15 protein-coding genes are annotated in these 20,678 nt (G+C 63.2%); 9 read left to right on the top strand and 6 right to left on the bottom strand.

What is annotated here, in order from left to right:
* The first annotated feature begins 3 nt into the window (after positions 1-3).
* The 5 genes from CXY73_RS05305 to CXY73_RS05285 are packed head-to-tail and all read left to right on the top strand — an operon-like array spanning position 4 to position 6,291.
* The gene (locus CXY73_RS05305) at positions 4-1,557 is read left to right on the top strand and encodes a hydantoinase/oxoprolinase N-terminal domain-containing protein (RefSeq protein ID WP_104177060.1); all 1,554 of its coding nucleotides are present in this window, start codon (positions 4-6) and stop codon (positions 1,555-1,557) included.
* The gene (locus tag CXY73_RS05300) at positions 1,554-2,642 is read left to right on the top strand and encodes a DUF917 domain-containing protein (protein ID WP_104177059.1); all 1,089 of its coding nucleotides are present in this window, start codon (positions 1,554-1,556) and stop codon (positions 2,640-2,642) included. Before CXY73_RS05305 ends, CXY73_RS05300 begins: the two co-directional genes overlap by 4 nt.
* The gene (locus tag CXY73_RS05295) at positions 2,639-3,736 is read left to right on the top strand and encodes a DUF917 domain-containing protein (protein WP_104177058.1); all 1,098 of its coding nucleotides are present in this window, start codon (positions 2,639-2,641) and stop codon (positions 3,734-3,736) included. The genes CXY73_RS05300 and CXY73_RS05295 overlap by 4 nt, the downstream gene beginning before the upstream one ends.
* Before the next feature lie 9 nt (positions 3,737-3,745).
* A complete protein-coding gene (locus CXY73_RS05290) occupies positions 3,746-4,783 on the top strand; it encodes a DUF917 family protein (protein WP_104177057.1) in 1,038 nt (345 codons plus the stop codon).
* Positions 4,780-6,291: a CdaR family transcriptional regulator gene (locus CXY73_RS05285; RefSeq protein WP_104177056.1), complete on the top strand. Its 1,512-nt coding sequence runs from the start codon at positions 4,780-4,782 to the stop codon at positions 6,289-6,291. Before CXY73_RS05290 ends, CXY73_RS05285 begins: the two co-directional genes overlap by 4 nt.
* An 83-nt stretch (positions 6,292-6,374) precedes the next feature.
* On the opposite strand, the gene CXY73_RS05280 is transcribed toward CXY73_RS05285, so the two are convergent.
* The 6 genes from CXY73_RS05280 to CXY73_RS05255 form a co-directional block, all read right to left on the bottom strand.
* Positions 6,375-7,589, bottom strand: coding sequence for a hypothetical protein (locus tag CXY73_RS05280; RefSeq protein WP_104177055.1), 1,215 nt, complete (start codon positions 7,587-7,589; stop codon positions 6,375-6,377).
* Positions 7,590-7,786: 197 nt separating this feature from the next.
* A complete protein-coding gene (locus CXY73_RS05275) occupies positions 7,787-8,173 on the bottom strand; it encodes a sulfate permease (RefSeq protein ID WP_199185291.1) in 387 nt (128 codons plus the stop codon).
* A 101-nt stretch (positions 8,174-8,274) separates the two neighbouring features.
* Positions 8,275-8,859, bottom strand: coding sequence for a hypothetical protein (locus CXY73_RS05270; RefSeq protein ID WP_104177054.1), 585 nt, complete (start codon positions 8,857-8,859; stop codon positions 8,275-8,277).
* Entirely contained in the window at positions 8,834-9,703 is an 870-nt protein-coding gene (locus CXY73_RS05265) for a hypothetical protein (RefSeq protein ID WP_146071637.1), read from the bottom strand. The genes CXY73_RS05270 and CXY73_RS05265 overlap by 26 nt, the downstream gene beginning before the upstream one ends.
* Positions 9,704-9,914: 211 nt before the next feature.
* A complete protein-coding gene (locus tag CXY73_RS05260) occupies positions 9,915-12,836 on the bottom strand; it encodes a TIM-barrel domain-containing protein (RefSeq protein WP_104177052.1) in 2,922 nt (973 codons plus the stop codon).
* Entirely contained in the window at positions 12,833-16,183 is a 3,351-nt protein-coding gene (locus tag CXY73_RS05255; protein WP_104177051.1) for a TIM-barrel domain-containing protein, read from the bottom strand. Before CXY73_RS05255 ends, CXY73_RS05260 begins: the two co-directional genes overlap by 4 nt.
* Positions 16,184-16,353: 170 nt before the next feature.
* On the opposite strand from CXY73_RS05255, the gene CXY73_RS05250 reads away from it, so the two are divergent.
* From CXY73_RS05250 to CXY73_RS05235, 4 genes are read left to right on the top strand one after another with little or no spacing between them, the layout of a single operon-like run.
* Positions 16,354-17,619, top strand: coding sequence for an ROK family transcriptional regulator (locus CXY73_RS05250; RefSeq protein ID WP_104177050.1), 1,266 nt, complete (start codon positions 16,354-16,356; stop codon positions 17,617-17,619).
* Positions 17,616-18,587: a carbohydrate ABC transporter permease gene (locus tag CXY73_RS05245; protein ID WP_104177049.1), complete on the top strand. Its 972-nt coding sequence runs from the start codon at positions 17,616-17,618 to the stop codon at positions 18,585-18,587. Before CXY73_RS05250 ends, CXY73_RS05245 begins: the two co-directional genes overlap by 4 nt.
* Positions 18,580-19,392, top strand: a complete 813-nt coding sequence (locus tag CXY73_RS05240; protein ID WP_104177048.1) for a carbohydrate ABC transporter permease — start codon at positions 18,580-18,582, stop codon at positions 19,390-19,392. The genes CXY73_RS05245 and CXY73_RS05240 overlap by 8 nt, the downstream gene beginning before the upstream one ends.
* 34 nt (positions 19,393-19,426) lie before the next feature.
* A complete protein-coding gene (locus CXY73_RS05235; protein WP_104177047.1) occupies positions 19,427-20,674 on the top strand; it encodes a sugar ABC transporter substrate-binding protein in 1,248 nt (415 codons plus the stop codon).
* Positions 20,675-20,678 lie beyond the last annotated feature (4 nt).

Here is a 20,678-nt window from a genome sequence, read left to right as displayed (position 1 = left end):
CACATGCACATCGGCATCGACGTTGGCGGAACAAACACCGACGCAGTTCTCATGGACGGCACGCGCACCCTCGTAGGCGTGAAACACTCCACAACTCCGGATGTCACGGACGGTATCGTCCGGGCTCTCGAAAATCTCCGCGCTGGCCACCACTTCGAGGGGAACCAGATCGAAGCTGTGATGATTGGCACAACACATTTCATCAACGCACTCGTTCAGGCCAAGGGACTCGCACCGACCGCAGCGCTCCGCCTAGGACTACCCGCAACAAAGGCTCTGCCACCCCTAGTGGACTGGCCGGAGACACTAATCGAAGCGCTCGACGCCCGCAGCTACCTCGCACACGGCGGTTATGAATTCGATGGCCGGCCGATCTCGCCGCTTAACCCTGCTGAGCTAAGGGAACATGCAGCAGATATGAAGGCCCACGGCATCCGTTCAGTTGCGATCTCTGCCGTGTTCAGCCCGGTCAACCACGATCTTGAGGTCCAGGCCGCTGCGATCATTGCCGAGGAGATGGGCCCAGACGTTGCTATATCGCTCTCCCACGAGATCGGCCGAATTGGCCTGCTCGAACGCGAGAATGCGACGATCATCAATGCTGCGCTACGTGAGTTGGCGGCAGAAATCATCGACGGCCTTTCTGCCGCGGTGCGGAAGCAGGGCATCGAGGCGCCGATCTTCCTGAGCCAGAACGATGGCACGCTGATGGACGAGGACTACGTGCGTCTTTACCCCGTAGCGACGTTTGCCTCTGGACCAACCAACTCGATGCGAGGGGCCGCCCTTACCAGCGGGCTGGGATCCTGTGCCGTCGTTGACGTGGGAGGCACCACGACAGATATTGGCCTGCTTATCAATGGTTTCCCGCGCGAAACAGCCAATGAAGTGAAGGTCGCGGGTATCCGGACGAACTTCAGGATGCCTGACGTGCTCTCGCTCGCCATTGGCGGTGGCAGCATCGTCAATACCGAAACCGGCGAGGTCGGGCCCGAGTCGGTCGGTTATAAACTCACCACCGAAGCGCTGGTCTTCGGCGGTTCAACGCTCACAGCTACGGACATAGCCGTGGCAGCCGGGCGCGCCGATATCGGCGACCCTTCCAAGGTCGCTCACCTTGATCCCGCGCTCGTGCAGCGAGTGCTCGACCGCATTACTGACCGAATCACCGAGGCAGTCGATCGCATGCGCACGTCCCCCGAGCCCATCCCTGTTGTGGCAGTGGGCGGAGGTTCTATCTTGCTGCCAGACGAATTACCCCTATTTGGTGCCGTGCACCTCCCTGAGAACTACGCGGTCGCGAACGCGATCGGTGCATCCATTGCACAGGTTGGCGGCGAGATCGACAAGGTTTACTCGATCGAACCGGGACGAAGAGAGGAAACCCTCGCAGAAGTACGCGCCGAAGCTGTAGATAAGGCCATTTCTGCTGGCGCTTCTCCCCAGTCAGTTGTCATCGTCGACTTCGACGAAGTGCCGATCCCCTATCTGCCTGGTAACGCCACTCGCATCCGTGCGAAGGCCGTCGGCGACCTCGACATGGGAGGAACACTGTGAGCTGGACGATCACTCCAACGGAGATCACGGACCTCGCTCGCGGCGCCGCAGTACTCGGGACGGGCGGCGGTGGCGACCCCTACATCGGTGCGCTGCTCGCCACCGCGGCCCTTCGAAAATACGGCGACGTATCCGTCGTCAGCCTGGATGAGCTGCCCGCCGACGCAGTCGTGCTCACCGTTGCGATGATGGGAGCACCCACCGTAATGGTCGAGAAGCTTCCGAGTCTCGACGAGGTCATCTCGCCCGTACTCGCTCTCGGCACGCACCTCGGCCGCCCGGTCACGCACATCGCCTGCGCTGAAATCGGAGGTGTGAACTCCACGATCCCGATCGCAGCTGCGGCGGCCCTCGGGCTTCCTCTGCTCGACGCCGACGGCATGGGCCGGGCTTTTCCTGAGCTGCAGATGGTCCTTCCGACCCTGTACGGAATCAACGCGTCACCGCTCGCATTCAGCGATGAAAAGGGAAACGTCGGCGTGCTCCAGACCATCAGCAACAACTGGACCGAGCGCATCGCCCGGGTCGCCTGCGTGGAGATGGGCTGCTCGGTGATGATCTCGGGTTTCCCGATGTCCGGCGTTCAAGCACGCGAATCGCTGGTACCCGGCTCGCTCACGCAGTGCGTCGAAATCGGCCGTGGCATTACGGCCGCCCGCGAGGAGAAATCAGACCCGGTAGAGCGAATCGTCGACCTGCTCCGCGGCCGCGAGCTCTTCGCCGGCAAGGTAGTCGATGTTCAGCGCAACACCACTTCGGGATTCGCGCGTGGTCGCGCGCGCATTGAAGGAACGGACACCACCCTCACTCTGTCATTTCAGAACGAACACCTCATCGCCGAAACCGACGGACGCACGCTCGTAACCACACCAGACCTCATCATGGTGGTCGAGCACGACTCGGGTGAACCGATCACGACGGAAGGTTTGCGTTACGGCCAGCGAGTGCGAGTTATCAGCGCCCCAAGCGACCCACGATGGCACTCGACCGAAGCACTTGCCATGGTAGGTCCCGGCTACTTTGGCTATGACGTGCCGCCCCACGGCTTCGACGGCACCGTCACGCATGTCGAGGCAGTGCTATGAGCTGGCAGCTAACAGCAGCCGACCTCCCCGACCTCGCGCGCGGTGCGACGCTCCTCGGAACCGGCGGCGGCGGCGACCCTTACATCGGTCTGATGCTCGTCAAACAGGTACTCGATGACCGCTCGATCACGATCCTCGACCCCGATGAAATCGCTGACGACCTCTTCGTCATTCCGACCGCGCAAATGGGTGCTCCGACCGTGATGATCGAGAAGATCCCGGCCGGCACAGAACCCACGCTCGCACTACGCACCTTGGAAGAGCACCTCGGCAGGAGAGCGGATGCGACGATGCCAATCGAATGCGGCGGAATCAACTCGATGATCCCGCTCATCGTCGCCGCAGAGACGGGGCTTCCCGTCGTTGACGCAGACGGAATGGGCCGCGCGTTCCCTGAACTTTCGATGGAGACCTTTGCTGTCTACGGTGTTCACGGTTCCCCCCTGGCCCTCGCCGGTGAGCGCGGGGAACGAGTAATCATCGACACGGGTGACGACGACCGGCAGATGGAATGGCTCGCTCGCGGCATCACGATCCGTCTCGGTGGCGTTGGCCACATCGCCGAATATGCCATGAGCGGAGCAGACGTAAAGCGCACTGCGGTTCCACGCACTTTATCGATGGCGCTCAATCTTGGCCGTGCCATCCGTTTGGCTCGTGAGGAACACCGCTCGCCCTTCGACGCTATCGGTGAGACGTTAGCACCGACGCTGTACTCGAACATGAGGGAGCTTTTCGTAGGCAAAGTCACCGACGTCGATCGTCGCACCACCGACGGCTTTGCCAAGGGCCGGGCTGTGATCTCGGCGCTTGATCAGGCAAATCCTGAGACGCTTGAAATCGTGTTCCAGAACGAGAATCTCATCGCCCGTCGCGGCGGCGAAGTCGTAGCCATCGTCCCCGATCTTATCTGCGTCGTCGACCATGAGACCGCCGAGCCAATCACTACCGAGGGGCTACGGTACGGCCAGCGAGTTCGAGTTCTCGGAATCTCCACACCCGAAATGATGCGCACGCCAGAAGCACTCGCCGCGTTCGGACCGACCGCCTTCGGCCTCACTGACCCTTTCGTGCCAGTGGAGTCCCGCGCCTAAGCTTGGCGAATGGTGAGAATTCTCGAGCACGCGAAGTTATCTGCGATCGCCCGCGGGTTCTCACTGCTCGGCTCGGGCGGCGGCGGAACCACGACACTGCTGGAACTGGCCTTAGCTGATGCCTCGGCCTGGCCCATCACCCTCTATGACCTCGCTGATCTCGACCCGGCGCTGCCGTGTCTCGGCGCCGCGTTCGTAGGTTCGACGATGCTCCTCGGCGAGCGCCTGCCTGGCGAGGCCCCGTTCGCACCCCTCATCCATGCAGCTGAAAGGTGGCTCGGCGACCGCATACCAATTGTCTGTTCCCTCGAGGGTGGCGGACTCAACGGCCTCACCTCACTGGTGTTCGCCAGTAAACACAGGGTGGTCGACGCCGACCTCACCGGTCGCGCGGTACCTGATCTCGACCAGATGTCACTTCTCGTGGACCGGGTGCCGGGTGTCTTCGCGACGTGCGACACCGGCGTGGGCGGGGTGCTGCTCGTGCAAACTGATCGCCCAATCGATCTTGAGCGAGTGATTCGCTCTGCCGTTATTCAAGCAGGTGGCGCCGGTGGCGCCGTTTTCGCGGGATTCACTGTCGGTGACCTCGCTGAGCATGCCATCCATGGCAGCATCGCCCGGGCCCTTCACCTTGGTACAGCGTTCGAAGCCGCTGCAGACGCGCCCCTATCAGAGCTGGCCGAGGTGCTCGGTGGTCGGGTGCTTGGGCAGGGTCGAATCATGGCGATCGACTTGGATGCCAACGATCCGCACGTGAGCGCGGTTCTGGTCGATGGAGAGGCTGGCGAGATACACCGCATCATCACCCGCTCCGAGTCACTCGCGTTCATTACCGACGGTCTCCTGCAAGCATCCACGCCGACCATCATCGTGGTGCTCGACGCGATCTCACGCGACATCCTGCAGGTGACCGACCTCACTATCGCCCGAAATATCACCATCATTGGGCTGCCCGGGCCCGATTGGTGGTCCGGCTCCGCGGAGCGGATACGACACGTGGTGCCATCGGCCTACGGACTGGCTGAACTGGACGGTGGCGTATGAAGGAACAACTGTGGCTGAGCGCCCTTCTCGCGAATCCTTCGAATGGCGGCCTCAGAATTGTCGCGGGCCCAGAGGACACGGAGCTGACCGATGTCGTCATCGAAGCGACCGAGTCCGAGCTGCCGGCAGACGGTGAGGGACTACTCGCCGTTCTGACGACACCGCCTCCGGGCACACCGTGGCAGCAGGATGCCCTGATCCGGCGAAGGGCCGACCGTGGCTTTCGTGCCCTCGCCGTGCAGGAAGCCGACGGATTCGGTACCGGCACTCGCGCCCTCGCAGCGCGCCTCAACCTCACCCTACTTAACGTGGACAGGCCGATGATGCTCGCGAAGGCGTGCTGGCACCTGCTGGAGGCCCACGACGCCCTCACCCTCAGCTATGTACGCAAGGTCGCGCAATCCATCGAACATCATGTCGAGGCCCTGCCCGACCTCCTGCGACACCTGTCCTCGAGTGTGGGCCACGGTATCGCTCTGATCGATTCTGAGACGGTGCTGCTCGAGGCGGGCGGACACCTCGACCCGTCAGTGCACACTGCGATCGATTTCGCCCCGTGGCTGGACGTCACGCGCGTTGGTGGTGGCACCGCGGCATCCGTTCGCGTAGACAGTCCCAGTCGCGAGGGTCTACGCATCGCCTTCTTCGGTGATGGCCTCAGCGACCCTCAGCTCCGTGCCCTTGCTGTCGCCGCCGAGGTAGCCATGCCAGCCGTCGCGGCGCGCATCCTCATCGATGAAGTAGCAGCCCTGAGCGACACCTCGGTCTCGTCGGGCTTGCTTCGCGATTTTCTCGACCTCAGCGGAACCCCCGACCGCGATGTCGAGCGCCGCATGTTGGAACGCGGTTGGAGCACAACCGGCTATCACCTCGCGTTTCGCATCATCGGGCGGACCCGGCTCGACACTCTCCAGCTGCTGCGCTTCGTCACTCGAAACCTCGGCACCGTCGCTTTTCACGCACATGCCACCACGAGCGGCCGCGGTATCAGCGGCTGGCATACTTTCACGGAAATGCCGACGCCGCAGCAGATCGAGACGCACATCGCCGCACTCCGGGAACTGCACGTTGGCGCTCGTCGCCTGTTCAACGTTGCGACCGGTGTCGGCTCGATGGAAAACGGACCAAATGGTCTCGCAGCTTCGTTGAGCGAAGCAGCCGATGCCGCCCGCATTGCAGTCAACCGATCCGCGACGGGGTGGTTCGTGCGCGTCGATGGACTCGGGCTTGAACAACTTCTCCTCGCCTGGACACGCAACGACACATTCGTGCCCGCGGCAGAATCACTCCTCGCGCCCCTGCGCGAGAGCAGCGACGAACTCCTATCCACGCTGTCGGCCTACCTGGATAACGAGTCCAGGATCGCCGCGACAGCAACAGCGCTAGGTCTGCATCGCAACACCGTATCGACTCGCATCCAACGGGTTCAGGAGTTGCTCGGGGTGGACATGGCAGATCCCGAGGCGCGATTGGCGCTCCATCTGGCGTGCCGCGCAGTGCAAACCTGAATTTTCGAGGCCGCCAGTTCATCTCCCGTTCGAGACGATCGGGAGGCTAAACCCACTTATTGGCTGGACCTAAAGGTGAAGTGCTATCCCAGTGGCGGTCGGTGAGAGCGATCTACTGCCCCGCCTTGGCCGGACCTGAAAACCACACCAGACCGAAGCGTCGCGACGCGGGCAGCACTGTGGGCATCTTCGATCGTCAGCAGGCCCGTGGGCACGCGCTCGACGACTTCCTGCATTGCAAGCTGAACCACCAGCTTCTCGACTGACGCACGCGGTTTACCGCGTTGCACCCTCGCCTGGTTCTCCATCGTCGAGGCGACGACGTACCGGCCCCTATAGCGGTGCACCTCCGCTATGACGCCCTTTACGAGTCCGTCGAACTGCCGCTGCCGCTCCTCGCGCCGGACCTCGGCTTTCGTAGCTCGCACGGCCGCAGCGACGTCGCGGCTGGTCAGGAAGTCGACCCGGCTCATCCGGTCTGCGACAATCTCGACAGCTCGGGCGTAAACGATGTTCTCCACCGGAACAGGCGGGAGTCCCGTGCGTGCTCTGGTCTCCACGTAAGCGTCGGCGAACTCCCGCATGCGGGCGCCATTCTTAAGCATGTGCTCGGTGAGTGATTCGGCGAAGACCGTGAACTGCCGCAGATGCTCGGGCCGCGATGGATCGTTGAAATAGGCATCGGCTTCGCGCTCGTTCGTCCGGCGCTCGGCCGCAGTCGTCGCGTGCAAAAGCTTCGGCGGGAGCCCGGCCCGATTCAGGCTGCGCTTGAGGCGACGCGCGGCAGCGTTGGCCTCCAGCTCGGACTGGTAGATCTCCGGGTCGCTGCGCCGGTTGCGCTGCAAGTCGGCACGCCGTTCCTTGTTGCGCTCGGCCCACTGCCGGGTAATCTGCTTCGTGCGCTCGGGGTCCGCATCCCGCCTGGCCGCGACACGGGAGTTCACCTCGTCGCGATGAGCTTCGTAGTAGCGGTTGTAGTACTCACGCACCTTCCCGCGATTCTCTGCAACCCACCGCTGCTGATACTCACGCCTGCGCTCCGGATGTTCCTCACGCCAGCGCTTCGCACGCTCCCTCCCTCGCGCCCGCACGTCCGCCTCACGATGCCGGCGAGCCGCGGCCCGACGCATCGAGTCACGATTGAGCTCACGAGCCCGGTCGAGGTGTTGCGAACGCCAGAGCCGATTCAGCTCGCGGATCCGGTCGCGATTCGCCGCCATATACTGGCGCCGCTTCTCCGCGTCTGGGTCAGACGGCTGTTCTACCGGCGCTTTGTTCTCATCGGACGAGGCGTTCATGATCGCGACTATTCGGCAGGCGGCGGGGCCAGCTCGATGACCAAACCAAGCAGTTCAGAGCGATGCGCCGTCGGATTTGTGATCACACGCCCGACCATGACTCGGAGCCGCTTGGCATCCTCGTCTCCGATCCCGGCGACGGGCTCCAAGCAGTACGCGATGTCATTCTGCAGGTTGCGGCCGGCTGTGTCGTGGCGTCAGCCGTGTCTCGACACGAGCACTGGCTCGTCGACGTGCTGGACGCCGTCAGCGAGAAGCGCCCCGGTCATGCGCCGACGGCCCATGACTTCTCGAACGCGCACCATCATCAACTTCAGCAGGCTGATCGGCCCGATCAACAGAAACTTAAACGTGTTCCAGAGACACAAGATCACGAGCAGGTTCAGCCAACCTGGCCCACCAGCTTCGACCTGCGATCGGCAATAGATGGCTGCAATCACATACGGAACGGCGAGCAGCATCGCCGGCACACCCCACTTCAGCCCACGCCGCGTGTTGATCGCGTCGATCACAATGGCGGTCGGCATGAACCAGCGCACGAAAAAGTAGCTGCGGGCCGTGGCGGCCAAAATGAATTCGAACATGGCGCGGCCTTTCAGATGTTCGGCAACAAGAACCTGTAGGGACTGAAAGTCATTTCATCACAACGAGCGATGGCGCGTTATAGAGGTTGCCAAGAAATATTTTAGATCCGGATGCCTGCAGGTGGAAGACCTGTAATGACAGTCGGTCCGTGTGCATCGAAGGAGTGAACATCAGCCACTCGCTGGGCTTCAACGAGCGCGGCGTGTGCCCGCGATGCGTCAAGCCTCTGGGCCGTCGACTGTGGTATAGCGCCGAGCGGCTTCGCACCGATGATGGCGTACCTGTCGCGGTAGGCCGCGATCGCGCATCCGTTGTGGTGCCACGTGCTAGCGGCCGAACCGCGCGGCGCGACGCCGAGCGCTCGAGTCCATGGCTCCCCCGCTAGCAACGCCTGGTCGAGCACAGCGGCCGCGCGCAACTCGATCAGGTCGGCGCGCTCAGCCAACGCGTGGTGCAGGGCAGCATCCATCGGCCCGATCGCACGAGGGATCAGCCCGGCGACGAGCCGCGGCGTCCGCCGCGAGCGACCGGCTCCATTGTCCCGCAACACGACGGCTGCGACTCGGGCTTGCAAGACAGCGGCGATGTCCTGCGCATCCTCGAACCCGCGCGCCGCAACCACTCGCGGCAGCAGCGTCGCCACGTCGACAAAGTGCGCCTCAGCGCGCCGCAGCTCTGCGGTCAACGGGCCGAAGGCATCTGAGTTGACAACATCTAAAACCTGCGAAGGCGACAGTCCGCTCGCGCGCACGAGAGAAGCCCACCGGTCGTGTTGCGCGGCCGCCGCGAGTTGTGCGACCGATCCCCACGCATCCTGCTCGGCCGCCAGAGTCTCGTGCGCTGACAGCTCGGCGCCGACGTGCTGCAAAAATGCCACAGAGGATGTTGCGCGCCGTCACGTCCGTATCGTCACCAGGTCGCGGCCCCACATGGGCGACATCGGGGCGGTCGACGGCAACGTAGGCGGTGTTCGCCTCGCGTCCCCGCGTCATCGCGACATAGAGGTTCTCGCGCGGCATGCTCGGTGCGACGACGACGTGCGCGGTGTCGGTCGTGATTCCCTGCGCCCGGTGTGAGGTGACCGCGTAGCCCCGCTCGACGTGCTGACTGACGTACGACGCGGGCAGCAGCACCGTGTTGCGCCGCCGCCCACTCTGCCGCCGCACCTCGAGCGAACCGTTCCGGTGCACGCGGATCACGTTCCACCGGTCGCCGTTGCGCACCCAGCTGTGCGACGCATAGAGCCGCCGATCGTTCCGGCGGGTGATGACCGTGTCACCGACGGCGGCGCGGGTTCCGTCGTGCAGGGTGACCTCGCGCAGCGCGTCGACCCGACCCTCCAGAATCAGCTCGGTGCGAGCGCGCACGTGCAGCGCTGCGACGGCCTCGTTCGAGTCGCTGATCAGCACGGTCGACTTGCCCGAGAGGATGTCCGCGCGCCACGCCGCGTAGGCGGCATCCGCCATCGCCTCGGTAGTGCTCTGACGCGATTCGATCAGGTCGTTGCGCTCAACGCGCGCCCGAAGCACGTCGACACCATCAGCTCCGACCTCAGGACGAGCCGAGTGCAACTAGACCTGGCCAACGCGGGCTGACTCAGAGACCAGACGCCCCGGAGTTGGGACCGCAAGCCAACCCCACCTGCGTGGAGGGGACCGCTAACGGCCGTTAGTGTCAGATCCGCCCAAACCGTGTTCGGGCGCCCATCGCACGCCGGGCATCACTTGCCTCTGCGTAGACTCACAACCTCCCGCTGGACGTCGCGTTCCCTCCCGACGCGGGCGTTGTGAAACTATTATGGGCGCCGGACTGCCATCGATCGGCGGTCGCGGGATAGCCTGCCTCGGCACGCGTGATGCACTTCCACTCGATGACGGTGTTCGGCGGGAGGTCATCGATCGCCCGAGTCCACGTTGGGTAAGCCATCGCATCGAGTTTGGCCGCACCCGAGGCGTTCCACGATCCAAGCTGCGGGATATTGCCCGCGGCATAGACCGACTGGCCCGATGTGGTCGTCCCGTTCGTGCATTGGAAGAGCGCCTTCGCCGTCGGCTCGCCGAGGGTGAACGCGAACGTTTTCGATGCTGTCACTGACGAGGCGACGGCCTTTGCAACGACGAGGTTGCCGCCGGCGTTGTACCAACCAGCGCCCGCCGCATCGAATGCCGCCTTGTTGGCACGGCGGGTGAGCTGCTGGCCACCGAGCGTGACCGTGGAGGCCTGCGTATCGCCGACGACGAGTTCGACGACCGTGGCGCGCGAGCTGGGCGCCCCGGCGAAGGTGCCCGTAGCTGCGCCCACAGTCACAGTTGCGATCGATCCTGACCGCTGCTGGGAGAGCACGGTCTTGCGCACGGCGCCGTTTTCATAGGCCGTGGAGCTTCCGTCATCGTCGTAAGTAGTGAACGCGGACGGCGTCGATGACGCGTAAACTCTGGCGATCAGTTCGTCGCGGGTGGTCCCGTCTGACCGCGCGCCCATGATGTTCATCGTCTCCGAGTCGACAAAAGCCTTGGGAATGATGGCCCCGGACCGCACATAGGCGGGGAGCGTGAATACTCCCTCGCGGTAGAGCGGCACATTCTCGACCCATTGACCGGTGCTCGTCGTGATCTCGTTCGAGTGATAGTCGACCCACTCTCCGGCCGGGAGGTACATATTCCGTTGCCGCTCCCCCGCTCCAGCCACCACGCCCACGATGATGTCCTTGCCGATCATCTTCTGGTGCCCCATTTCGCGCACATTCTGGTCATTCTGGTAGTTGAATACGAGCGGCGGCACCATCGGTTCGCCGAAAAGGTTCGCCCGGTGAGCCAGAGAATAGTAGTACGGAGCAAGCTCGTACCGCTGGCGAATATTCTCCCGATTGCTGGCGACATCGCCAATGCTGTCGGGGGTGACCTCAAGACAGTTGCACAGGTTCTCGGTATGCGGGCGAACCGGGGTGTCGAACCAGGCGCTGTTGGCAAACCACTGGGTGTGTAGCTCATCGACGTTCCCGCCCGCCATCTCACGGCGAAAACCCCCGATGTCAGACCCGTAGTAGTCGATTCCGGACATCGCCATGTGCATCTGCACATTCTGCTGCGCGGCGAGCGCGGCAAACGTCGACCCGATGTCGGCCGACCACATCGCCGTGCCGAAACGCTGGATGCCGGCCGCCCCGGTGCGGGTGAGGAGAAAAGGCCTGGCCGTCTCACCATTGCGGGCGTACCCGTCGGAGATGCTCTGTGCCCATTTGAGCCCGTACACGTTGTGGTAGTCGGCGTGCGCGTGTTTACCGGGGAGTACACCGGCCGTCCAGTCGCCGGCGTCGTACATCTCCGGCTCTCCGAGATCGAGCCAGTGCCCGGTGATCCCCTGGTCGACAAGCGGCTGGCGCTTTTGGTCATGCCAGTAAGCGGATGCCTCCTCGTTCGTCCAGTCGATCATCCCGCCGGTGCCCCACCACGCGTTGGAGGTCAGGTAGACCGGCGCGCACGTGGCGCAACCCGCACGAACCGGGTAACCGCGATTCTGGAGATCCTGATGTTCCGGCAGCGCCCGACCGACGTAGCTTTCCTCGATCGGAATCACCCCCACGCCCTGCGTCGCAGCAAGATCCGCGATTTTCGCCGCAGCATTCGGAAACTTCGCGTCGTCCCAGGTCAGGCTTCCCATACGTGTGGAGTCCGACCCTGCCGTGACACCGCCGAACCATTGCAGATCCAGCATGACCCCGTCCACTGGGAAGTCCGCGTTTCGAAGTCCGGCAAGGGTCTGATCGACCTCGTTCCAGTCGTCGTAGCCGAACTCAGACGCCCACAACCCGAGCGCCTTCTTGGGAGGTACCGGCGGTCGTCCGGTTAGCTCAAGGTAGTCCTTACGGAGGGCGGGCAGGTCCGCACCTGTCATGGTGAACCAGCGAATCTGATCGCCGAATGTATCCATAGTCCATGGATCGCCCTGTAAATTCCATTCTTGCTTGTACACGTGGTCGATCAGCATCCCGTAGTTGGCGCTTGCAGCGCCGACGGCGAACAACACGGGAATCTGCGTATTCGCTACCGGGCCGTTATCGCTGTCGAACACCATGGCGTTGCCGAATTCACCGCCGGGGGTGCGCGACCGGCCGACCCAATCGCCGTCGGCGCTTCCACCCATGAAGAATTGAGCGCCGAGTCCGTAGGCATTCTGAATTGATGATTTTGTAATGGACAAGCCCTTCCATGCCTGGCCGAGATTGCGGGGGCAAACAGTGTGCAGCACGAGCGCGGGAGTGCGGGTTGTGTCGGTCACCGTCGAGCACAGCGTCGTCGCATCCACCGACACGGACATCGCTCCGGTAGTGAGCACATTGCCCGAGCGGGAGTAGGTCGTCGGGCCGTTGTAGTCGTTCTTCGAAACCTGATCGGTCGTGAACAGGGCGGTCGCGGTTCCCGGCGACGAACCCGTGGCGGCAATCTCGAAGTGCGCGAGATCGTCGTCGAGCAATTCAACGATGAGGTAGCTGGATCCGGAGACAAATTCGACGCGCTGAACCCCCGCGGCAGCGGCTGACTGGGTCGCCTCCGTTATGCCGATTCCGGTGAGGGCGATGGCGATCACGGTTCCGATCGCCAGGAAGCGGGTTATGCGGGTGACATTTCTGGTTCGCGTGGTCTCGACCGTCTGGTGCGTCATCGTGAGATTCCGATGCTGTCGAGGTTGATGCCGGTCGCGTTTCCGGTGGCGAAGCCGACTGTGATCTTCTGCACACCGACGGTGAGGGACACCGGCAGACTCGCGGTGGCCCAGGTATCCCACGTGGCGGTCGGAGGGAGGGTGATCGTACCGACGGCTATGCCGTTTCGGTAGATTGTGCGTGTCGCGTTCGAGCCTGATCCGTTGGCGTAGCGCAGCACGATGGAGTGGCTCGCTGTTGTTTCGGCCCAGACGTCGACCTCGACGGAGTCGCCCACTGTCGAGAACCCGTCGACGAATCCGGTGCCGGTGAAGCCAGCGTGATCGGTATTCGTCGTGACAGCCGTGCCGACTCCGAACTCGGCCTCATGCGCGGCCTTATCGACGCCGGCGAGAGTGATCGTGCGAGCGGATGCCGCAGCTGTCGTTTTGACGAGAGTGAGCTGTTGCTCGGCGTCCCAGAACCAGCCCTCGGAAGCAGACCAGAGAGCTGTAACCGAAGCTACGGGTGTGACCGCTGCGCCGCCACTGCTCACTCCCGACGGCTTGGTGCCCGAGACCTGGATCGTGCTCGCTGTCTCGAGCGCGGGCAGGCCGACCGTGACGGTGTTCGCGACCCGATCGGCGACCTGCGTGATCTGCTTGGTGGCTCCCGCCGAGTCGTCGAAGTAGCCGTAGGAACTGGCAACAGACGACGGATACACGCGGAAGGTCAGATTCGTATAGTCGTTGACCGAGTTGCCGATGGTTCCGCCGAGTTCATAATCGGCGTTGAGGTTGAGCGGGAGCACTGCGCCCGCCTTCGCATACACGGGGATCGTGTCCAATCCGGCGCTATAGGACTTCGTTCCGCCCAGCGCCCGACCGCCATTCCACAGGTCATACCACTCGCCGGCGGGAAGGTAGAGCTCCTTGGTAGTGGCGCCTGCCGTGGTGATCGGAGCGACCAGCAGGTTTCGCCCGAAGAGGTACTGCTGATCTCGGGCCGCCGCCTCGCTGTCACCCGGGTACGCGTACGCCATCGCCTGCATCATCGGCGCACCGGTCGCTGCGGAGTTCGATGCCTCGGTGTAGGTGTACGGCAGGAGATTCATTCGCACATTGGCGAATTTGGCGAAAGTCGAAACCACTGACGAGTCACCGGTCCGCGCCTGTACATTCCAGGGTGTGCGGGCCTCCGACGGTGCCGGGTCAGCCTTCTCGGAGTGGTACTGCATCACGGGTGAAAAGGTGGCCTGGGCTGCGGAGCGCAGGTAGAGCTCTGCGGTAGGAAACGAACCGGTGAAGCCGGCGAGGTCCCACGACCAGAACGGAATACCGCTTTGCCCCGCGCTTTGACCGGCGCGAACCGCCTCCTGGAATGCTCCGAACGACGATGCCTGGTCCCCGGCCCAGAAAATCGAGTTCCCTTGTGCCCCGGATGTTCCAGCGCGGCTGAAGAGCGCCCCTTCCGATCCGACCTTGTCGGAGACGTAGTCGGCATAGGCCCCGGTGTACTCGTTGGGGTAAGCGTTGTGCATCTCATCGCCGGTCCGGCCGTCAGCGAATTGCACGTCCCGGCCGAAGACGGCCTCACTGCCGTCGGTCTTGAACCCGTCGACTCCCATCTCGTCGACGAGATAGTCACGCTTGGACATCCACCATTGGGTTGCCGCGTCGCTGGTGTAGTCGGGAATCAGGCTGTCGCCGAACCACTGGCCGGAGGGGATTCGGTACGGAGTGCCGTCGCTGTTTTTCGCAACGAACCCCTGCTCGGTGGCGTGCGCCGTATCGTTGATGTGCTGCTGCGGCGCCGTGGCCGGGTTGGTGCTGAAGTTCTCCTTGAGCACGGGGATCTGCCAGAGCAGTACCTTGATTCCCTGTTCATGTGCCTGATCGATCATCGCCTTCGGGTCAGTCCATGGACCGTTGGCCGGGAACGACAGATCCGACGACGAGAATTTCTCGCTCCCTGGCTTGGACGTGTAGTTTGCTCCCTTCCACAGGTAGAACGTGGCCTCATCGCTCCATTGTTCGAGCACAATCGCGGTGTGGGGGATCTCGGTCTGGGCTACCTTGGCGAACTCGGCCTCAACCTTGGCTTGGGTGTTCCATTCGTTGGCCGACATCCACAGCCCGAATGCCCACTTCGGCGGGAGTGCTGGGCGCACTGTCGATGCCGTGTAGTCGTTGAGCATCTCCGCGGGGGTACCCGTGAAGAACTGGTACGTAAGTGTCGAATCGAGCGCGCCTGACGTATCGACGGTGAATCCCGCCATGTCGGAGCGAGAGGTGGCCAGGTTGAAGATCGCGTTTCGGGTACTCGGTACGTGTATCCCGTAGCCGGCGGAATTCGTGAAATAGGGAACCGCCAGGTATGTGCGCTTGCTGGACCCCTGATCCTGATACTGGTTGTAGACGTAGTTCAGCACGTCGGAGCCGCGGTGGTCGAGCCGGTCGTAGCGCTCGCCGAATCCCTCGAACCGCTCACCGGTCGGACTGAGCAGGTGGTCCTCGATCTTCGTGACGGTTGATGTGCCGTCGCTCGCCCAGCCGATGTTGCGGAACTGCGCCGGATCATACTGGCGCGTGATGAGTGTCGTTCCATCGGCTTGGTACACCGCGAGCCGGTACGGGGACTTCTGAATCTTGAGCTGCAGCCCCGCGGTGGCGATGGTCACGGTCGTCGCATTCTGGCTGACCTGATACGGGGCGGTCCCTACGAGGGTGAGCCCACCTCCCGTCGGGGCGATCTGAGTGTCGAAGCCATCGGGCCGCGGGAAGGCGTAGCGCACGCGAGGGGTAAAGTCCCCCGCGCTGTCGCCGGTCACCAGGTCGACGGAAGTGCCGTTGTCAACGACCGAGGTGACGTTGGTGACCTGGCTCCATGACGTCGTCGCGAAGGAGAACGGTGCTGTGCTCTTTTGGCCCCCTCCGTTCACGTCGGCGTTGACGGAATAGGTTATGAGGTCGTCGCGGTCGAAGCTGCCGAGGGCGATGTTCCAGTAGCTGTTATTGCCTGTGTTGTACGAGAACTGGGCTCCGACAGGAGACTGTTCCACGCCGTTCCGGCTCCAGGTCACCCAGACCGATTGGCCGGGGGCAATCGGCCATGTTGTGGCGTTAATTCGCACGGCCTGACCCGCCATCGGGTCTCGCGGCGCCCGCTCAGTCAGCTGGGAGGAATAGAGCTCGTCGTTGCCAAACGGCGCATGGAACACCCCATCCAGGCCCCCAGCCGCCTGGGCCGGCGGGACTGCGAACACCCCCGCGCTCAGGGCGATGACCAGCATCACCGCGGTGAGGATCCGTGAGCGAAACCTCGGTTCAGCGGATGGACGGGTGGCGTGTTGCCCGAAAGACGACATGCTCGAACCCCTTTGTTCAGATGTGTATAAAGACAAGTCATAGTCGGTGTTTGGCTCTCCTGTCAACAACAGGTTGGGCGATGATTTCACGATTCCTCCCATGAATATACAGTTCTTGGTTGCGTAAGCAGGCAAAGTATGTTTCTTTATATATGAATAAAGGGGTTGTGATGAGCACACGAATTTCGCGAGCGGCCGACGAGCGGCGCTCGGCTATCCTCACCAGGCTGGGTGCGCAGGGCTCGGCGTCTCGCGCAGAACTCGCTCGGGCGCTCGACGTCTCTCCCGCTCTCGTGACCCAGCTCACCCGTCGACTCATCACCGACGGACTGATCGTGGAGTTGGAGACGACCGCGTCTCACGGAGGTCGTCCCGGACGCTTGCTGGGTCTCGCCTCCACGGCCGGTCATTCCATCGGCGTGAAGATTGCGGCAGACCACGTCGCGTTCGTCGAGGCCAGCATCGACGGTTCCGTCGTGCGAAGTGCCATAGAGCCTTTTGCCGCGGCATCCGCCGATGCAATTCCAGTTCTCGTTGATTTACTCCGTCGGTTCATCGCAAACGCAAGCAGACGGCCTCTTCTCGGCATCGGCGTCGGCCTCCCGGGAACGGTAGACGACCAAGGCCAGGGAATCGTCGATTCGACGCAGCTTGGATGGCACCACGTCGAACTCGGTGCCGCACTGCGCGATTCACTCGAATTGCCCGTTCTGATAGACAACAACGTGACGGCGCTGAGTATGGCCGAGCTGCTGTATGGAGAAGGCCGCACCGTCTCGTCCTTCCTCGTGGTCACGATCGGCACCGGCATCGGCAGTGGCCTTGTTTTCAACGGGGCGGTCTTGCGGGGGCAAACGGGCGCTGCAGGCGAGATTGGCCACATCCCGACGGTCGAGGACGGCCCGCTCTGCCAGTGCGGCAATCGCGGGTGCCTGGAGGCGATCATCGGAGAGTCAGCCCTCGTTGTGCAGGCGCGTACGCTCGGCGTAATCGGGCGCCTCTCCGGAATGGCGTCCCTGCTCGCCGAGGCGAATGCAGGCAACACCGTCGCCCAGAAAGTCTTTGGCGATGCCGGTCACCTCCTCGGCAGGGCGCTCGCCGGGGTGGTGAATCTTCTCGACCCCGGAGCCGTGCTGCTGCTCGGCGAGGGTGTCACAGCGTGGCCGCACTGGGCCTTCGGCTTTGAGCCGTCGTTCCGCGCCTCGCTGCTCAACGCGAAGCGCAACATCGACGTGGTCGTCGAGTCTTGGCAGGACGATCGATGGGCGCAGGGGGCAGCGGCACTCGTTTTCGCCACCCCGTTCGACGTCTCGGGCAGCACGGGCGGCCAAGGCAAGCTCGTGCGGCAGCGGTTGAACGCGTCCGTTATCGATGAGGGTGGCACGCGTCCCGGCCCCGATGACGTCATGGCGGAAGGCACTGTGGAGAAAGTATGATTACTCTTCAGCCGCCACCCAGCGCGACAACCTCGCATCCGACGCCAATCGTCATCGGGCCCGCACAGCTTCGTGCTCCACGCCGGGCCAAGCGCGGGACACGAATTCGCTACGCGCTCGTCATATCGGCCTTCCTTCTCCCCAGCGCCATTCCGCTGGCACTGTTCACCCTCGTCCCCATGTTCGGGGCCCTCTGGGTGAGCCTGCACGAGTGGAACCTCATCGGAGCGATGAAGTGGGTGGGGTTGAACAACTACGCGTCGCTCGCCGTCGACCCCGACACCCACCGTGCCTTCCTGAACACGGCATATTACATCGTGGGGTACCTCCCGCTCGTGTACATCGGCGGCCTCACGATCGCCCTCGCTCTCAATTCGCGCATGCCCGCTCGAGCTTTCCTGCGTGGAATCTACTTTCTCCCGGTCGTCACGAGCTGGATCGTCGTCGCGCTCGTCTGGCGCTGGCTGCTCAATCCGGAGTATGGCGTCGTGAACTATGTGCTCGGTCTCGTCGGAATCGACGGCCCTGGCTGGTGGACCGACCCCCAGTGGGCGATGCCCTCGATCATCCTCGCGTCGGCGTGGAAGGATCTCGGATTCGTCATGGTGATCTTGCTCGCCGGGCTCCAAGCGATTCCCGCCGACCTGTACGAGGCTGCGACCGTGGACGGCGCAGGTCGCTGGCGCAAGCTCGTGTCGATCACACTTCCCATGCTGTCGCCGTCGACATTCTTCGTGATCGTCATCTCCCTGATCAACGGATTTCAAGTCTTTGATCAGGTGTACGCAATGACCGGAGGCGGCCCAGCGGGTGCCAGCCAAGTGGTTGTTCAACAGGTGTACGACCTGACCTTCCGCTACGGCCGCGCCGGCGAGGCATCCGCTCTTTCCTGGATGCTCTTTATCGTGGTTCTGGCCGTCACTCTCATTCAAATTCGTGGCCAGAAAAAGTGGGTGAACTATGCGTAAGCGTTCAGTTCTGGCGCTCACCATCGCGGTTTCGATCGGCGCCGCAGCGATGTTCTTTCCATTTCTCTGGACGATCATCACTTCGATCTCCAGTGGCGCCGGGCTCGCCGCAACGCCGCAGCTCATCCCCGACGATCCCTCGCTGGCGGCCTACGCCGAACTGTTCGGGAACACCCCGTTCCTGCAGGTGATGGCCAACAGCCTCGGGCTCGCGGTCGCGACGACGGCGGCCCAACTCGTTACCGGTTCACTCGCCGCCTACGGTTTCAGCCGGCTGCCGTTTCGCGGCAGCAACGTCGTTTTCGCGATCTACCTGGCCACGATGATGATCCCCGTCCAGGTGCTCATCGTACCTTTGTTCATCGAGATCAAGATGCTCGGACTCCTCAACACGCACGTCGGCGTGCTGCTGCCCGGAGTCGCATCAGCCTTCGGTGTCTTCCTGCTCCGACAGGCCATGAACGCCGTGCCGCGCGAGCTGGACGAGGCCGCCAAGATCGACGGCGCCGGGCACTTCCGCATCTTCGGCACGATCGTTCTGCCGCTGGTCGGGCCGGCCGTCGCGACCCTCTCGGTGTTCGCCTTCATGGGCAGCTGGAACAGCTTCCTCTGGCCACTCATTGTGCTCCGCACCCCTGAATTACAGACCCTGCCCATCGCCCTTGCTGGGCTGCAGGGCCAGTACACGACCCAGTGGGACGTGCTTATGGCTGGTTCGGTCATCAGCGTGATCCCCATGGTGCTGATTTACATCTTCGCCCAGCGCTACGTCATTCAGGGCGTAGCCAATACCGGAATCAAATAACCGCATCACCGCTAATCAAAGGAGATTACCCAGCATGTCCCGCCTCACACAGTTCGCCGCGCTCACCGCCGCCGCGGCCGTCGCCATCGCCCTTGCCGGATGTTCCGCCGAGGGGTCCGACGCGGCCTCCGGCGCCGTCACCATCAACTATTCCAACTTCATCTCCAATGGCGGTAACGAAGAGAACCTCGACGCCATCGTTGCCGCCTTCGAGACCGAGAACCCCGGAATCACCGTCAACGTCACCACCCTCCCCTACGCCGACTACTTCACCACCCTGCAGACAGATCTTGCGGCCGGAACCCAAGCCGACGTGTTCGACATCGAGTACGCGAACTTCGGCGCCTATGTACGCGACGGGGTGATCGCCCCGCTCGAGGAGGTCGACACGAGCGTGTACCGCACGTCACTTGCCGACGCCTACTCGTCCGACGGGGCTCAATACGCACTTCCCAGTTCATTCTCAAACGTGGTTCTCTATTACAACGCCGACCTGTTCGACGCAGCAGGTCTCAGCTACCCCACCTCGGACTGGACGTGGGAGGACGAAAAAGCGGCCGCGGACCAACTGGCTGACACCGCGGCCGGCGTATACGGCGACTATCAGCCGATCAGCTTCTATGAGTATTACAAGGCCGTTGCCCAGGCCGGCGGGGACTTCCTCGCCAACGACGGAAAGTCCGTGGCCTTCGATTCGCCGGAGGGCATCTCAGCGGCCGAATGGCTCGTCGGCAAGAGCGGCACCGTGATGCCCACTCCCGAGCAGGGCGCCGGCACTCCGGACTTCGACAGCAGCCTGTTCCTCGATGGCAAGCTCGCCATGTGGCACTCCGGAATCTGGATGTTCGGCGCCCTGGCTGACGCTTCGTTCACCTGGGACGTGGCCGTCGAACCCGGTGACGCACAGAACGCGAGCGCGATGTTCTCGAACGCCATCGCCGTGTCGTCGAGCTCCGAGGAGAAGGTCGCGGCGCAGGCCTTCGCCGAATTCCTCACCTCCTCCAGCACGATGGTCGAAACACGTCTCAATGCCGGCTGGGAACTCCCCCCTGTCTCCGATGATTCACTCCTCGCTCCGTACCTCGAAAAGGGTGCCCCCGCAAACCGCCAAGCGGTGTTCGACGCCCTCGAGGACGTGGCACTCCCGCCGATCGTCACCGACGGACAGACGGAAATGCAAGACATCGTCACCGAAGAGTTGACCGAAGCAGCCGCCGGCCGCAAGAGCGTCGACGAGGCTATCGCTGCCGCCGCGGAACGGGTTGACGCCGTCATCGGCTGACCGA

Source organism: Cryobacterium sp. Y50 (assembly GCF_002929805.1).
Taxonomy (GTDB): Bacteria; Actinomycetota; Actinomycetes; order Actinomycetales; family Microbacteriaceae; genus Cryobacterium.
This window is presented reverse-complemented; position numbering and strand designations above follow the sequence as displayed.